The organism is Thermoactinospora rubra (assembly GCF_002093975.1).
GTDB classification, from domain to species: Bacteria; Actinomycetota; Actinomycetes; order Streptosporangiales; family Streptosporangiaceae; genus Nonomuraea; species Nonomuraea rubra_A.
In genome coordinates, this window is the sequence record NZ_MSZZ01000023.1 from 190,592 (window position 1) to 204,963 (window position 14,372).

General features: G+C 68.4%; 12 protein-coding genes. 3 read left to right on the forward strand and 9 right to left on the reverse strand.

Annotation, left to right across the window (positions count from 1 at the left end; all coding sequences use genetic code 11):
* Positions 1-8: 8 nt before the first annotated feature.
* The 6 genes from rpsJ to BSB02_RS23585 form a co-directional block, all read right to left on the reverse strand.
* Positions 9-317: a 30S ribosomal protein S10 gene (gene rpsJ / locus BSB02_RS23560; protein ID WP_012887830.1), complete on the reverse strand. Its 309-nt coding sequence runs from the start codon at positions 315-317 to the stop codon at positions 9-11.
* 254 nt (positions 318-571) lie between these two features.
* A complete protein-coding gene (gene tuf, locus BSB02_RS23565; RefSeq protein WP_084961891.1) occupies positions 572-1,765 on the reverse strand; it encodes an elongation factor Tu in 1,194 nt (397 codons plus the stop codon).
* A gap of 164 nt (positions 1,766-1,929) precedes the next feature.
* Positions 1,930-4,029 (reverse strand): elongation factor G, encoded by a 2,100-nt coding sequence (gene fusA, locus BSB02_RS23570; RefSeq protein ID WP_084961893.1) that lies wholly within the window; start codon positions 4,027-4,029, stop codon positions 1,930-1,932.
* A 39-nt stretch (positions 4,030-4,068) separates the two neighbouring features.
* The gene (rpsG, locus tag BSB02_RS23575) at positions 4,069-4,539 is read right to left on the reverse strand and encodes a 30S ribosomal protein S7 (protein WP_084961895.1); all 471 of its coding nucleotides are present in this window, start codon (positions 4,537-4,539) and stop codon (positions 4,069-4,071) included.
* Entirely contained in the window at positions 4,539-4,913 is a 375-nt protein-coding gene (gene rpsL / locus BSB02_RS23580) for a 30S ribosomal protein S12 (protein WP_084961897.1), read from the reverse strand. Before rpsL ends, rpsG begins: the two co-directional genes overlap by 1 nt.
* Before the next feature lie 493 nt (positions 4,914-5,406).
* Positions 5,407-6,348 (reverse strand): LysR family transcriptional regulator, encoded by a 942-nt coding sequence (locus tag BSB02_RS23585; protein WP_084961899.1) that lies wholly within the window; start codon positions 6,346-6,348, stop codon positions 5,407-5,409.
* 72 nt (positions 6,349-6,420) lie between these two features.
* On the opposite strand from BSB02_RS23585, the gene BSB02_RS23590 reads away from it, so the two are divergent.
* The 3 genes from BSB02_RS23590 (at position 6,421) to BSB02_RS23600 (ending at position 8,546) form a co-directional block, all read left to right on the forward strand.
* Positions 6,421-6,831, forward strand: a complete 411-nt coding sequence (locus tag BSB02_RS23590) for a RidA family protein (protein ID WP_084961902.1) — start codon at positions 6,421-6,423, stop codon at positions 6,829-6,831.
* Between the two features lie 94 nt (positions 6,832-6,925).
* Positions 6,926-8,053, forward strand: coding sequence for a serine hydrolase domain-containing protein (locus tag BSB02_RS23595; RefSeq protein ID WP_084961904.1), 1,128 nt, complete (start codon positions 6,926-6,928; stop codon positions 8,051-8,053).
* A gap of 67 nt (positions 8,054-8,120) precedes the next feature.
* Positions 8,121-8,546 (forward strand): nuclear transport factor 2 family protein, encoded by a 426-nt coding sequence (locus BSB02_RS23600; protein ID WP_084961906.1) that lies wholly within the window; start codon positions 8,121-8,123, stop codon positions 8,544-8,546.
* A 444-nt stretch (positions 8,547-8,990) separates the two neighbouring features.
* Here the strand turns inward: BSB02_RS23600 and BSB02_RS23605 are convergent, their stop codons facing one another.
* The 3 genes from BSB02_RS23605 to BSB02_RS23615 all read right to left on the reverse strand — a co-directional run.
* Positions 8,991-9,245 carry a S1 RNA-binding domain-containing protein gene (locus BSB02_RS23605; protein ID WP_143591047.1) on the reverse strand — a complete coding sequence of 85 codons (255 nt, stop codon included), beginning with the start codon at positions 9,243-9,245 and terminating at the stop codon, positions 8,991-8,993.
* A gap of 489 nt (positions 9,246-9,734) precedes the next feature.
* On the reverse strand, positions 9,735-13,610 hold the full coding sequence (locus BSB02_RS23610) for a DNA-directed RNA polymerase subunit beta' (RefSeq protein ID WP_084961908.1): 3,876 nt from the start codon (positions 13,608-13,610) through the stop codon (positions 9,735-9,737).
* A gap of 18 nt (positions 13,611-13,628) precedes the next feature.
* The coding region (locus tag BSB02_RS23615; protein WP_476756186.1) for a DNA-directed RNA polymerase subunit beta at positions 13,629-14,372 on the reverse strand (744 nt) is incomplete at its 5' end.

Below are 14,372 nucleotides of genomic sequence, written 5' to 3' on the forward strand. Positions count from 1 at the left end.
GCGTTCCCTCAGAGCTTGATCGAAATGTCGACGCCGGCCGGAAGATCGAGCCGCATGAGCGAGTCGACCGTCTTGGGCGTCGGGTCGATGATGTCAATCAGCCGCTTGTGCGTGCGCATCTCGAAGTGCTCGCGGCTGTCCTTGTACTTGTGCGGCGAGCGGATGACGCAGTACACGTTCTTCTCGGTCGGCAGCGGCACCGGGCCCGCGACCTTCGCGCCAGTCCGCGTCACAGTCTCGACGATCTTCTTGGCCGAGCTGTCGATGACCTCGTGGTCATAGGCCTTGAGCCGAATGCGGATCTTCTGTCCCGCCATAGTGGCCTCGGTGTCCTTCGCTGTCGTCTGAACAAGTATCGAGCGGCCTGGTGCCGCGCTTATTTGTCGCGCCTGCGGCGCGACGTGCCCGGGGCGCTGATGAGGCGCCCCTCGCGTGACGGTTGCTCGCCGCACCTGGTGAACAACCCCTCTGCGGGAGTTGCTCGCCGCGCCTGGCGAACCGCCGTCACACAGTACGGCTGGTGCCCGGTCGTGGAGAGCGGCCGGCTCCTGGGAGCCGGCCGCCGTCCGGGCTACTTGAGGATCTTCGTCACGCGACCGGCGCCGACGGTGCGGCCACCCTCGCGGATCGCGAACTTCAGGCCCTCCTCCATGGCGATGGGCTGGATGAGCTCGACGCGCATCTCAGTGTTGTCGCCAGGCATGACCATCTCGACGCCCTCGGGGAGGTGGACGACGCCGGTCACGTCGGTGGTCCGGAAGTAGAACTGCGGACGGTAGTTGTTGAAGAACGGCGTGTGGCGGCCGCCCTCGTCCTTGTTCAGGATGTAGACCTGAGCCTCGAACTCGGTGTGCGGGGTCGTGGTGCCCGGCTTGATGACACACTGACCGCGCTCGACCTCCTCGCGCTTGATGCCACGCAGGAGCAGACCGACGTTGTCACCGGCCTGGCCCTCGTCGAGGAGCTTGCGGAACATCTCGACGCCGGTGACCGTGGTGGTGGTCTTCTCCGGCTTGATGCCGATGATGTCGACGGTCTCGTTGACCTTGATGACACCGCGCTCGATACGGCCGGTGACGACGGTGCCGCGACCGGTGATCGAGAAGACGTCCTCGATCGGCATCAGGAACGGCTTGTCGATCTCACGCTGCGGCTCGGGGACGTTCTCGTCCACGGCGTTCATGAGCTCGATGATGCTGTCGGCCCACTTCGGGTCGCCCTCGAGCGCCTTCAGCGCGGACACGCGCACGACCGGCACGTCGTCGCCGGGGAACTCCTGGGCGGACAGCAGCTCGCGGACCTCGAGCTCGACGAGCTCCAGGATCTCCTCGTCGTCGACCATGTCGGCCTTGTTCAGCGCCACGACGATGTAGGGGACGCCGACCTGGCGGGCCAGGAGGACGTGCTCCTTCGTCTGGGGCATCGGGCCGTCGGTCGCCGCGACCACCAGGATCGCGCCGTCCATCTGGGCGGCACCGGTGATCATGTTCTTGACGTAGTCGGCGTGACCGGGGCAGTCCACGTGAGCGTAGTGGCGCTTCTCGGTCTGGTACTCGACGTGCGCGATGGAGATGGTGATACCGCGGGCCTTCTCCTCCGGCGCCTTGTCGATCTTGTCGAACGGGGTCGCCTCGTTAAGCTCCGGGTAACGCTCGTGGAGCACCTTGGTGATCGCCGCGGTCAGAGTGGTCTTGCCGTGGTCGATGTGCCCAATGGTGCCGATGTTCACGTGCGGCTTAGTCCGCTCGAACTTGGCCTTAGCCACTGGTTCTCTCCTTAGAGAATCTGACTGACTTCGTCTTCAGCCGGGCCCGGGACTTCCCGAACCCCTTGACGGCGTGTCCCCGAGGGGCCACGCCCGGGAACCGGTGTCGCGGTCTGGTACGGCTGGGCCGTACCGGATCGCTCGGCCCCCATCGGGACCTTGGGCTATTCGCCCCGGGCCTTCGCGACGATCTCCTTGGCGATGCCCGGGGGCACCTCAGCGTAGGAGTCGAACTGCATGGTGTAGCTCGCGCGCCCCTGCGTCTTGCTACGCAGGTCACCCACGTAGCCGAACATCTCAGACAGCGGCACGAGCGCCCTGACGACGCGGGCGCCGGCCCGCTCGTCCATCGCCTGGATCTGCCCCCGGCGACTGTTGAGGTCGCCGATGACATCTCCCATGTACTCCTCGGGCGTGGTGACCTCGACGGACATCATGGGCTCGAGGAGCACGGGGTCCGCCTTCCTCGCGGCCTCCTTGAAGGCCATCGAGCCGGCGATCTTGAAGGCCATTTCGGAGGAGTCCACCTCGTGGTAGGCACCGTCCTGCAGGGTGACCTTCACCCCGACCATCGGGTAGCCGGCCAGCACGCCGAACTCGGCGGCTTCCTGGCAACCCGCATCGACCGACGGAATGTACTCGCGCGGGATGCGACCACCGGTCACGTTGTTGACGAACTCGTAGCCGTCGTTGCCCTCGCCCAGCGGCTCCAGGTCGATGATGACGCGACCGAACTGGCCGGAGCCGCCGGTCTGCTTCTTGTGGGTGTACTCGACCTTCTCCACCTTGCGGCGGATGGTCTCGCGGTAGGCGACCTGCGGGCGGCCGACGTTGGCCTCGACCTTGAACTCGCGGCGCATGCGGTCGACGATGATCTCCAGGTGGAGCTCGCCCATGCCGGAGATGATCGTCTGGCCGGTCTCCTCGTCGCGGTGGACGCGGAAGGACGGGTCCTCCTCGGCCAGCCGCTGGATCGCGGTCGACAGCTTCTCCTGGTCGCCCTTGGTCTTGGGCTCCACGGCCACGTTGATGACGGGCGCGGGGAACGTCATGGACTCCAGGACCACCGGGTCGTTCGGGTCGCACAGCGTGTGACCCGTCGTGGTGTCCTTCAGGCCCATGACGGCGACGATCTGACCGGCGCTCGCGCTCGGGCGCTCCTCGCGCTTGTTCGCGTGCATCTGGTAGATCTTGCCGATGCGCTCCCTCTTGCCCTTGACCGAGTTGAGCACCTGCTGGCCCGCCTCCAGCTGACCGGAGTAGATCCGCAGGTAGGTGAGCTTGCCCAGGTGCGGGTCACTCATGATCTTGAAGGCGAGGGCGGCGAACGGCTCGTTCGGGTCCGCGTGACGCTCGATGACCTTCTCCTCGTCGCCCACCGCGTGGCCCTTGAAGGCCGGGATGTCGGTCGGCGCGGGGAGGTAGGCGACGATCGCGTCGAGCAGGGGCTGCACGCCCTTGTTCTTGAACGCGGTGCCGCACAGGACCGGGTTGATGGAGCCGGAGATGGTCGCGCGGCGGATGGCCGCGACCAGCTGCTCCTCGGTCGGCTCCTGGGCCTCGAGGAACATCTCCATCAGCTCGTCGTCGTTCTCGGCGACGGTCTCGACCAGGCGGTCGTGCCACTCGCGGGCGATCTCGGCGTGGTCGGCCGGGATGTCGACGATGTCGTACATCTCGCCCTTGGGGGTGTCCTCGCTCCAGACCAGGGCCTTCATCCGGACCAGGTCGATGACGCCCTTGAAGCTGGCCTCGACGCCCAGCGGGAGCTGGACGACCGCCGGGGTGGCGTTGAGCCGGTTGACCATCATGTCGACGCAGCGGTGGAACTCCGCGCCGACGCGGTCCATCTTGTTCACGAAGCAGATACGCGGGACGTTGTAGCGGTCAGCCTGCCGCCACACCGTCTCGGACTGCGGCTCGACACCGGCCACACCGTCGAAGACGGTGACGGCACCGTCGAGGACGCGGAGGTTGCGCTCGACCTCGATGGTGAAGTCGACGTGGCCAGGGGTGTCGATGAGGTTGATCGTGTGACCGTTCCACTGGCAGGTCGTCGCGGCGGAGGTGATGGTGATGCCGCGCTCCTGCTCCTGCTCCATCCAGTCCATGGTGGCAGCGCCCTCATGGACCTCACCGATCTTGTAGTTGATGCCGGTGTAGAACAGGATGCGCTCGGTCGTGGTGGTCTTGCCCGCGTCAATATGGGCGATGATCCCAATATTGCGGACCTTGGCCAGGTCAAGAGCGGTCGTAGCGGCCACTTGTCTCGCGTCCTCGTCGTCTCGTGGATCCCGCCGGGGTCACCAGCGGTAGTGGGCGAAGGCCTTGTTTGACTCGGCCATCTTGTGCGTGTCCTCACGCTTCTTCACGCTCGCCCCGAGGCCGTTGCTGGCGTCGAGGAGCTCGTTCATCAGGCGCTCGGTCATGGTCTTCTCACGGCGGGCCCGGGAGTACTGCACCAGCCAGCGCAGCGCCAGGGTGGTGCTGCGGGAGGCGCGGACCTCGACCGGGACCTGGTAGGTCGCGCCACCGACACGGCGGCTGCGGACCTCGAGGGTGGGCTTGACGTTGTCGAGGGCGCGCTTGAGCGTGACGACCGGGTCGTTGCCGGTCTTCTCGCGGCAGCCCTCGAGGGCGCCGTAGACGATCGACTGGGCGATCGAGCGCTTGCCGTCGAGCAGCACCTTGTTGATCAGGGCGGTGACCAGCGGCGAGTTGTACACCGGGTCGGCCATCAGCTGACGGCGGCCGGGAGAACCCTTACGAGGCATTACTTCTTCTCCAACTTCGCGCCGTAACGGGAACGAGCCTGCTTGCGGTTCTTGACACCCTGGGTGTCGAGCGTGCCGCGGATGATCTTGTAGCGAACACCCGGCAGGTCCTTCACACGACCGCCACGCACGAGCACGATCGAGTGCTCCTGCAGGTTGTGGCCCACACCGGGGATGTAGGCGGTCACCTCGATGCCGTTGGTGAGGCGCACACGCGCCACCTTGCGCAGAGCCGAGTTCGGCTTCTTGGGCGTCGTGGTGTAGACGCGCTGGCAAACGCCGCGTCGCTGCGGACTCCCCTTCAGGGCAGGAGTCTTGGTCTTGGCGACCTTGTCCTGCCGGCCCTTTCGGACCAACTGCTGAATAGTGGGCACTGCCACTCCGTTTCGTGCCTTGGCCGGTACTACGTCATGTCCGGTCCGAGACCACCGATCGGGTTCGTCTCCCGTTCGCCGACCTCTCGCCAGTCGTCCATTTTGCAGGTGCTGCCGGTGTCATGACCTGCTATTTTCTCCCCCGCTTCGACCCACGCGGTCGGGCGTGTCGCGCTCTCCTCGAGCCACGCCCTGCGCGGTCTTTCGCGGGGGGAGGTCACGCCCCGCCCGGCGCCGCCTTCAGCGGTGCGAGCGCATGCGTGAGAGCCCATGAACCCACGGGCACGAAGGGCAAGACTACCTAGCCCAGCGCAGCACGTCAAAACAGCCGCAGCCAACGACCGCCCTCGAGGGGCGGCCGTACCTTCGTGTCGTGGTAGCGCGGCCGGTTGTGTCCCCGACCGCTATCAGACCCGGACCTAGTTTACCCGGAACCACGCGGCTTCCGACCACATTCGCCGCGCGCCGGGACTTCGTCAAGGGGTGATTCTCGTCATGGGAGCGCGTCGTGCCCCGGTTGCGGCGGCTGGGACACGTCGGGACGGTCTTGGCTGACGGTCGCCAGCAGATGGGCGACCAGGGGGTTCCGGTCGTGTGTCCGCCAGCCGACCGCGACCCTGGTGCGGGCGGCGCCGGGCTCGATCCCGCGGAAGGCGACCCCCTTGAGGCGGATGCGCCGGATGCTCGCCGGAGCCAGGGAGACGCCCAGGCCGGTCTCGACCAGGGCGCACACGGTCTGCCACTCCACCGCGTGCTGGGCCACCTGGGGTGTGAAACCCGCCGCGGCGCACAGGCCGACGATCTGGTCGTGCAGGCGAGGGCCGGCCGCGCGGGGCAGCAGCACGAAGGGCGAGCCCGCCAGCTGCGCCAGCCGTACGGTCCGCTGGGCGGCCAGCGGGTGGGCGGCCGGCAGCACGGCCACGAAGGGCTCGGTGAGGATGGTCCTGAAGCTGAGCTCGGCCTCGTCGGCGGGCGGTTCGCGCAGCAGGCCGATGTCGATGCTCTTGTCGCACAGGGCGGCCAGTTGCGGCGCGGTGGTCATCTCGCGGATGTCCAGGCGCACGCCGGGGAAGCGCTGCCGGAAGTCGCGCAGCAGGCCGGGCAGGACGGTCAAGGCCAGGGAGGCGGCGAAGCCGATCCGCAGGCGGCCCGCCCGGCCGCTGCCCGCGGCCCGGGCCGCGGCCAGGCCGTCCGCGAGGTCGGCGAGGGCTCGCCGGGCGGCGGGCAGCAGCTCGCGGCCCGCCGGAGTGAGGGTGACGCGCCCCGGCTCGCGGCTGAACAGCGCGTGCCCGACCTTGTCCTCCAAGCGGCGGATCTGCTGGCTCAACGGTGGCTGGGCGATGCCCAGGCGGGCGGCCGCGTGGCCGAAGTGGAGCTCCTCGGCGAGCACGACGAAGGCGTGCAGCTGCGCCAGGGGAAGCTCGGGCCGCTCCATACCTCTAGAGATATCAGGCGATGCCTGTGGCTGTATTAGACGTATCCGCGCAGGCCCCGTAGCGTGCGCCGCATGACGGAGCGACGCGCGATCCTCAGCGGCTCGGCCTTCGAGGAGCAGATCGGCTATGCCCGCGCTGTGGTCGACGGCGACCGGGTGCACGTGTCCGGGACGACCGGGTTCGACTACGCCACCATGACCATCTCCGACGACGTGGTGGAGCAGGCCGAGCAGTGCCTGCGCAACATCGGGGCGGCGCTGGCCGAAGCGGGGTGCGCCTTCGCCGACGTGGTGCGGGTGCGGTACCTGCTGCCCGACCGCGCCGACTTCGAGCCCTGCTGGCCGGTGCTACGCCGCTACTTCGGCGAGGTACGGCCGGCCGCCACGATGCTCGTGTGCGGTCTCGCCGATCCCCGCATGAAGATCGAGATCGAGGTGGACGCGCGGCGGGCCGCCGTACGACACCCGCGCGATCTGGGCTGAACCGCGCCTGAGGTCTGCTGCGGTTCTTGGCCTGATGCCCGAACTTAGTCACTAATCTTGACTGTCAATATTAGTGACTATATGGTCGTGGACCATGAGAGATGACATCGTTGTCGAAGGCATCGTGGCCGAAGGATTCGAACAGGTCCGTGCGGAGTTCGCGGCCGTCGTCGCCGCCGAGCCCGGGCTGGGCGCGCAGCTGGCCGTGTACCACCACGGCAGGCCGGTGGCCGACCTGTGGTCCGGCCTTCCACGCGACGCGCTGCTCGGCCTGTACTCCTCCGGCAAGGGCGCGGCCCACCTGGTGGTGGCGATGCTGGTCCAGGACGGCGTGCTCGATCTCGACCGCCCGGTGGCCGCCTACTGGCCCGAGTTCGCCGCCGAGGGCAAGGGCGGGCTCACCCTGCGCGACCTGCTGGCCCACCGTGCCGGCCTGATCGGGGTGGAGGGCGGTTTCGGTACGGCGGAGCTGGCCGACGACCGGCTGCTCGCAGAACGGCTGGCCGGACAGCGGCCCTATTGGCGGCCGGGAAGCGCGTATGGTTACCACGCCTTCGTGATCGGCGCGCTCACCGGCGAGGTCGTCCGGCGCGTGACCGGGCGGTCCATCCAGGAGCTCTACCGCGACCGGGTGCGCCTGCCGTACGGCCTGGACCTCTATCTGGGCCTCCCGGAGGACCAGGAGCCGCGGTACGTGCCGGTGCAGCCCGCCGAGGGCGTGCTCGACGCGGGCGCACCGGAGCCGGGCAGCCTCACCGGCATCGCCTTCAACCTCAACGCCACGCCGCCGACCGACCTGGTGGAGTTCGCCAACAGCCGCGCCGTACGCGCTCTCGGGCCGGCCTCTTCTGGCAGCGTCGGCAACGCCCGGGGGCTCGCGAAGATGTACGCCGCGGCCATCGGTGAGGTGGACGGGCGCCCGCCCCTCCTCGGCTCCGCCGTCCTGACCGAGTTCACCAAGCCGCACTCGCCCGGCCCGGACCTGGTGACCGGGGAGGAGGACCACTTCCTGCTGGGGTTCGAGGCCCAGGGGAAGCGGTACCCGGAGCTGGGGCCCGACGCGTTCGGGCACAGCGGCGCGGTGGGGGCGCAGTCGTTCGCCGACCCGCGCAGCGGCGTCGCCTACAGCTACACGCGGCGGCGGTTCGCGGTCGGTGGAGGCGGGGGCGCCGTGGAGAACCAGCGGCTGGTCGCGGCCGTGTTCCGGGCCCTGCGGGGGTGAGGCGGCGCATCCGGCGCTACCTCGGAGGTAATCGACGGGCGTCGGCGGAGCGCGAGAGGCTTGCGGCATGGCTACCGAGACCCGGGAAATCGTGGAAGAACTGCTGCGGCGGCTGGTGGAAGGCGATCACGACCGCACGGCGGACCTGTTCGCCGAGCCGGTCGACTGGCAGCTTTCCTGGCCGGACGAGGGACATCCGGCGGTGCCGTGGATCCGGCCCCGGGAGAAGCGGGCGGACGTGGCCGACCATTTCCGCTCGTTGGAGGCCCACCATGTGCCGGAGCTGAACGGCACGTCGGTGGACCGGATCCTCGTCGACGGGCCGGACGCCGTCGTGTTCGGCACGATCGCGCAGACCGTGAGGGAGAGCGGCGTTGCTTACACGTCGCCGTTCGCCCTGCGCCTCACGGTCGAGGACGGGCTGATCACCCGTTATCACATCTTTGAGGACAGCCTCACGGTGGCGCGAGCCCTCAGCGGCCGAAGCATCTGAGGCGTCTTGGGCCTGGGCGGGCCTTTCGTCTCGGCGGCATCTCCCGCTTCCGAGAGTGTGGGCCTTCGCTGCCGGCGCGCTTCGCGCGGTCGGCTTCGGGCGGTGTTGTGTGAGGGTTTGGCGCTTCTCGCGAGGGGCGGGGTCCTCGTCGTGGGGCGCTTCGCGCCTTGGGGCTCGGGCTGTGTTTTGCGGAGTGCGCCTGGCGGCGCACCCCACGCCCCGGGGCGAGGGGCTGGCGCCCCTCGCGCTCCTCGGCTCGCTGGCCACCTGGATCAGGACGGGTGTGCGGTGGGTGGAGCATGGTCAAGGCCGTCCTCTGGCCGGCACGGATCGGATGCGGCATCGCCGAAGGCATGGAAGGGACGGGAATTGCCGTCGAAGCCCGTCTCCTGAGCCGTCTGTGAGGGTGGTGGAGACGGATCGTCCTCCACCACCCTCGCCCGGTCACACCTGCGACAGGCTCATGCGCCGCCTGTCGAGATCGAGAACTGCGATCTTGACCGAGATCTCCGCTCCGGGCTCAGGCCGGCCCGCCCATGCCGATTGCGGGAGAAGTCCCTGGATTCCATCCGCGACCTCGACGAACGCGCCGAACGGCATGACCTGGGTCACCCTGCCGCGCAGGGTACCGCCCGCACTGTGGCGGCTCACGAACTCGGTCCACGCCGGCAACGGGACCTCGTGTTCCATGCTGGACATGTATTCACCTCCTTCCTCCACGACGTCTGCGGTGCGAGAGCGTGGAGGAAGGGCGGGCCCCTGGCCCGCCAGGTGATCACGATCCAGCCGGGCGCCTCTCTGTGTCACGGCATTCAGCCGACCCGGCAGTCACTTGATCAGGATACTTCCGGGTTCTTCACGAGTGCTACCGGAAACGGCGGCAGTGCCCCGGCCTTCAGGCCCGGGGTGAAGGCCCGCGAGGGATCGCCTTCAGGCGCGAGCGAGCCCGAGTGAAGCGGGCCAGCGCGCAAGGCACAGCTCGAAGGCGGCCATGCGCGAAGCGCGCCACCGGCGAAGGCCCGAACCTTCCAGCCCGGCAAAGCCCACGCCTCCAACCCGACCACCGCCAGGCGCAAGGCCCACGCCTTTCCGTCCGCCACGCCGTACACACGAAAGAGCGCCCGGGAGGAGAACCTCCCGGGCGCTCGCCGTGGGGTCAGCGTGAAGCCGGCCCCGTCAGCTCACCGGTCAACGGTTGTACTGGCCGAAGTCGTACTCCTCCAGCGGAACCGCCTCGCCGCTGCCCGTGCCGAAGGTGTAGTCCGCCGCCGAGCCGTCGTAGCCGCCGACGGTGTACATCGCCGCCTTGGCCTCCTCGGTCGGCTCCACCCGCACGTTGCGGTACTGCGGCATGCCCGTCCCGGCCGGGATGAGCTTACCGATGATGACGTTCTCCTTCAGGCCCAGGAGCGAGTCGGACTTGGCGTGGATGGCCGCGTCCGTCAGGACCCTGGTGGTCTCCTGGAAGGAGGCCGCCGACAGCCACGACTCGGTGGCGAGCGAGGCCTTGGTGATGCCCATGAGGACCGGACGGCCGGAGGCGGGCTGGCCGCCCTCGGCGACGGTCTCGCGGTTCATCTGCTCGAAGCGCGGACGCTCGACGAGCTCACCGGGCAGCAGGTCGGTGTCACCCGACTCCAGCACGTTCACGCGCTTGAGCATCTGCCGGACGATGATCTCGATGTGCTTGTCGTGGATCGACACACCCTGCGAGCGGTACACCTGCTGAACCTCGGCGACCAGGTGCAGCTGGACCGCACGCGGGCCGAGGATGCGCAGGACCTCGTTCGGGTTGACCGCACCGGCGACGAGCTGCTGGCCGACCTCGACGTGCTGCCCCTCGGAGACGAGCAGGCGCGCACGCATCGAGACCGGGTAGGCGACCTCGTCGGAACCGTCGTCGGGAACGATGACGATCTTGCGGGTCTTGTCGGTCTCGTCGATGCGGACCCGGCCGGAGGCCTCGGAGATCGGGGCGACACCCTTGGGGATGCGCGCCTCGAACAGCTCCGTGACACGGGGCAGACCGTGGGTGATGTCCGCGCCGGCCACACCACCGGTGTGGAAGGTCCGCATGGTCAGCTGCGTGCCCGGCTCACCGATCGACTGGGCGGCGATGATGCCGACCGCCTCGCCGACGTCGACGAGCTTGCCGGTGGCCAGCGAACGGCCGTAGCACATCGCACAGACACCGATCTTGGACTCGCAGACCAGCGCGCTGCGGGTGCGGATCGTCTCGACGCCCGCCTCGACCAGCTTGGTCACGTGGGCGTCGGTGATGTCCGTCCCGGCCGCCACGATGACCTTGCCGTCGACCACGACGTCCTCGGCCAGGATGCGGCCGTGCACGTTGGACTCGGCGTTCTCGGCCTTGACCAGGTTGCCCGCCGCGTCGCGCTCGCCGACGTGGAGCGGGACCGCCCGGTCGGTGCCGCAGTCGATCTCGCGGATGATGACGTCCTGCGCCACGTCCACCAGACGACGGGTCAGGTAACCCGAGTCGGCGGTGCGCAGCGCGGTGTCGGCCAGACCCTTCCGCTGGCCGTGGGTGGAGATGAAGTACTCCAGCACCGACAGGCCCTCGCGGAAGGAGGCCTTGATCGGCCGCGGGATCGTCTCACCCTTGGTGTTGGACACCAGGCCGCGGATGCCGGCAATCTGCCGTACCTGCATCTTGTTACCGCGGGCGCCGGAGTTGACCATCATCCAGACCGGGTTCGTCGCCGGGAACGCATTGACCATGTCGGTCTCGACGTCCGCGGTGGCGTGGGTCCAGATCTCGATGAGCTCCTGGCGGCGCTCCTCGTCGGTGATCAGGCCGCGCTCGTACTCGCGCTGGACCTTGTCGGCCCGGCGCTCGTAGTTCTCCATGATCTCGGCCTTGTTGGGCGGCGCGACGACGTCCTCGATGGCGATCGTGACGCCGGAGCGGGTCGCCCAGCGGAAGCCGGCGTCCTTGAGCGCGTCGAGCGCGGCGGCGACCTCGACCTTCTGGTACTTCTCCGCCAGCTCGTTGACGATCGTGGACAGCTGCTTCTTGCCGACCTGGAAGTTGACGAAGGGGTAGTCGTCCGGCAGCGTCTCGTTGAACAGGCAGCGGCCGAAGGTGGTCTCCAGCCGGATCGGGTCGCCCGGCTCCCAGCCCTCGGGCGCCACCCAGTCGCGGGGCGGCACGACGTCCTTGAGCCGGACCTGGATCTTGGCCTGGATGTCCAGCTCGCGGCGGTCGAAGGCCATCTGCGCCTCGGCCACCGAGCCGAAGACCCGGCCCTCGCCCTTGCCGCCCTCGGACATGGTGGTCAGCCAGTACAGGCCGATGACCATGTCCTGGGTGGGCATCGTCACGGGCTTGCCGTCGGCCGGCTTGAGGATGTTGTTGGTCGACAGCATCAGGATGCGCGCCTCGGCCTGGGCCTCGGCCGACAGCGGCAGGTGCACGGCCATCTGGTCGCCGTCGAAGTCCGCGTTGAACGCGGTGCAGACGAGCGGGTGGATCTGGATGGCCTTGCCCTCGACCAGCTGCGGCTCGAAGGCCTGGATGCCCAGGCGGTGCAGGGTGGGCGCACGGTTGAGCAGCACCGGGTGCTCGGTGATGACCTCCTCCAGGACGTCCCACACGACCGGCTTGGCCCGCTCCACCATCCGCTTGGCCGACTTGATGTTCTGCGCGTGGTTGAGGTCGACCAGGCGCTTCATCACGAACGGCTTGAACAGCTCCAGCGCCATCTGCTTGGGCAGGCCGCACTGGTGCAGCTTGAGCTGCGGGCCGACGACGATGACCGAACGGCCGGAGTAGTCGACTCGCTTGCCCAGCAGGTTCTGGCGGAAGCGGCCCTGCTTGCCCTTCAGCATGTCGCTGAGGGACTTCAGCGGGCGGTTGCCGGGACCGGTGACCGGGCGGCCGCGGCGGCCGTTGTCGAACAGCGAGTCGACGGCCTCCTGGAGCATCCGCTTCTCGTTGTTGACGATGATCTCGGGCGCGCCGAGGTCGAGCAGCCTCTTGAGGCGGTTGTTCCGGTTGATGACCCGGCGGTAGAGGTCGTTCAGGTCGGAGGTGGCGAAGCGGCCACCGTCGAGCTGCACCATCGGCCGCAGGTCCGGCGGGATGACCGGGATGCAGTCGAGCACCATGCCCATGGGCGTGTTGGTGGTGTTGAGGAACGCCGACACCACCTTCAGCCGCTTGAGCGCGCGGGCCTTCTTCTGGCCCTTGCCCGTGCGGATGGTCTCGCGCAGCGCCTCGGCCTCGGCCTCCAGGTCGAAGCTCTCCAGCCGCTCCTTGATGGCCTGGGCGCCCATGCCGCCGCGGAAGTAGCGGCCGAAGCGGTCGCGCATCTCGCGGTAGAGCAGTTCGTCGCCCTCGAGGTCCTGGACCTTGAGGTTCTTGAAGCGGGTCCAGACCTCCTCGAGGCGGTCGAGCTCGCGCTGGGCGCGGTCGCGGATCTGCCGCATCTCGCGCTCGGCGCCCTCGCGCACCTTGCGGCGCTGGTCGCCCTTGGCGCCGGAGGCCTCCAGCTCGGCCAGGTCGGCCTCGAGCTTCTTCTGGCGCGCCTCGATCTCGGCGTCGCGGCGCTGCTCGATGTGCTGCCGCTCGACGGAGACCTTGGCCTCCAGCGAGGGCAGGTCGCGCTCACGCATCTCGGTGTCGACATGCGTGATCATGTAGGCGGCGAAGTAGATGACCTTCTCCAGGTCCTTCGGCGCCAGGTCCAGCAGGTAGCCCAGGCGCGAGGGCACGCCCTTGAAGTACCAGATGTGCGTGACCGGCGCGGCCAGCTCGATGTGGCCCATCCGCTCGCGGCGCACCTTGGCGCGGGTCACCTCGACGCCGCAGCGCTCACAGATGATGCCCTTGAAGCGGACGCGCTTGTACTTGCCGCAGTAGCACTCCCAGTCGCGGGTGGGGCCGAAGATCTTCTCGCAGAAGAGCCCGTCCTTCTCCGGCTTGAGAGTCCGGTAGTTGATGGTCTCCGGCTTCTTCACCTCGCCGTGCGACCACTGGCGGATGTCGTCGGCAGTGGCGAGGCCAATGCGTAGCTCGTCGAAGAAGTTGACGTCGAGCACTTAGTTTCCCCTTTTTGATCAGACCTCGTCGACCGACATCGCGCCCTCGTTCGGGCGGCGTGCCAGATCGATGCCGAGCTCCTCCGCGGCGCGGAAGACGTCCTCGTCGGTGTCGCGCATCTCGATGGACATGCCGCCGCTGGAGAGCACCTCGACGTTGAGGCACAGCGACTGCATCTCCTTGATGAGCACCTTGAAGGACTCGGGAATGCCGGGCTCGGGGATGTTCTCGCCCTTGACGATGGCCTCGTAGACCTTCACCCGGCCCAGCACGTCGTCGGACTTGATGGTCAGCAGCTCCTGCAGGGCGTAGGCGGCGCCGTAGGCCTCCAGCGCCCACACCTCCATCTCGCCGAAGCGCTGCCCGCCGAACTGCGCCTTACCGCCCAGCGGCTGCTGGGTGATCATCGAGTACGGGCCGGTCGACCGGGCGTGGATCTTGTCGTCCACCAGGTGCAGCAGCTTGAGGATGTAGATGTAGCCGACCGCGATCGGGTACGGGAACGGCTCGCCGGTGCGGCCGTCGAACAGCCGCGCCTTGCCCGACTCCATGACCAGGCGGTCGCCGTCGCGGTTGGGCAGGGTGTTGTTGAGCAGGCCGACGATCTCCTCCTCGTGGGCGCCGTCGAAGACCGGGGTGGCGACGTTGGTGCGCGGCTCGACCCGCTCGGCGTCGCGCTCCTTGAGGCGCTGGGCCCAGGCCTCCTCGATGCCGGAGATGTCCCAGCCCTGGGCGGCGATCCAGCCCAGATGCGTCTCCAG

Coding starts and splice junctions, on each gene's coding strand:
- rpsJ (WP_012887830.1), bottom strand. CDS start 317: ATGGCGGGACAGAAGATCCGCATTCGGCTCAAGGCCTATGACCACGAG.
- rpsG (WP_084961895.1), bottom strand. CDS start 4,539: ATGCCTCGTAAGGGTTCTCCCGGCCGCCGTCAGCTGATGGCCGACCCG.
- BSB02_RS23585 (WP_084961899.1), bottom strand. CDS start 6,348: ATGGAGCGGCCCGAGCTTCCCCTGGCGCAGCTGCACGCCTTCGTCGTG.
- BSB02_RS23590 (WP_084961902.1), top strand. CDS start 6,421: ATGACGGAGCGACGCGCGATCCTCAGCGGCTCGGCCTTCGAGGAGCAG.
- BSB02_RS23595 (WP_084961904.1), top strand. CDS start 6,926: ATGAGAGATGACATCGTTGTCGAAGGCATCGTGGCCGAAGGATTCGAA.
- BSB02_RS23600 (WP_084961906.1), top strand. CDS start 8,121: ATGGCTACCGAGACCCGGGAAATCGTGGAAGAACTGCTGCGGCGGCTG.
- BSB02_RS23605 (WP_143591047.1), bottom strand. CDS start 9,245: ATGTCCAGCATGGAACACGAGGTCCCGTTGCCGGCGTGGACCGAGTTC.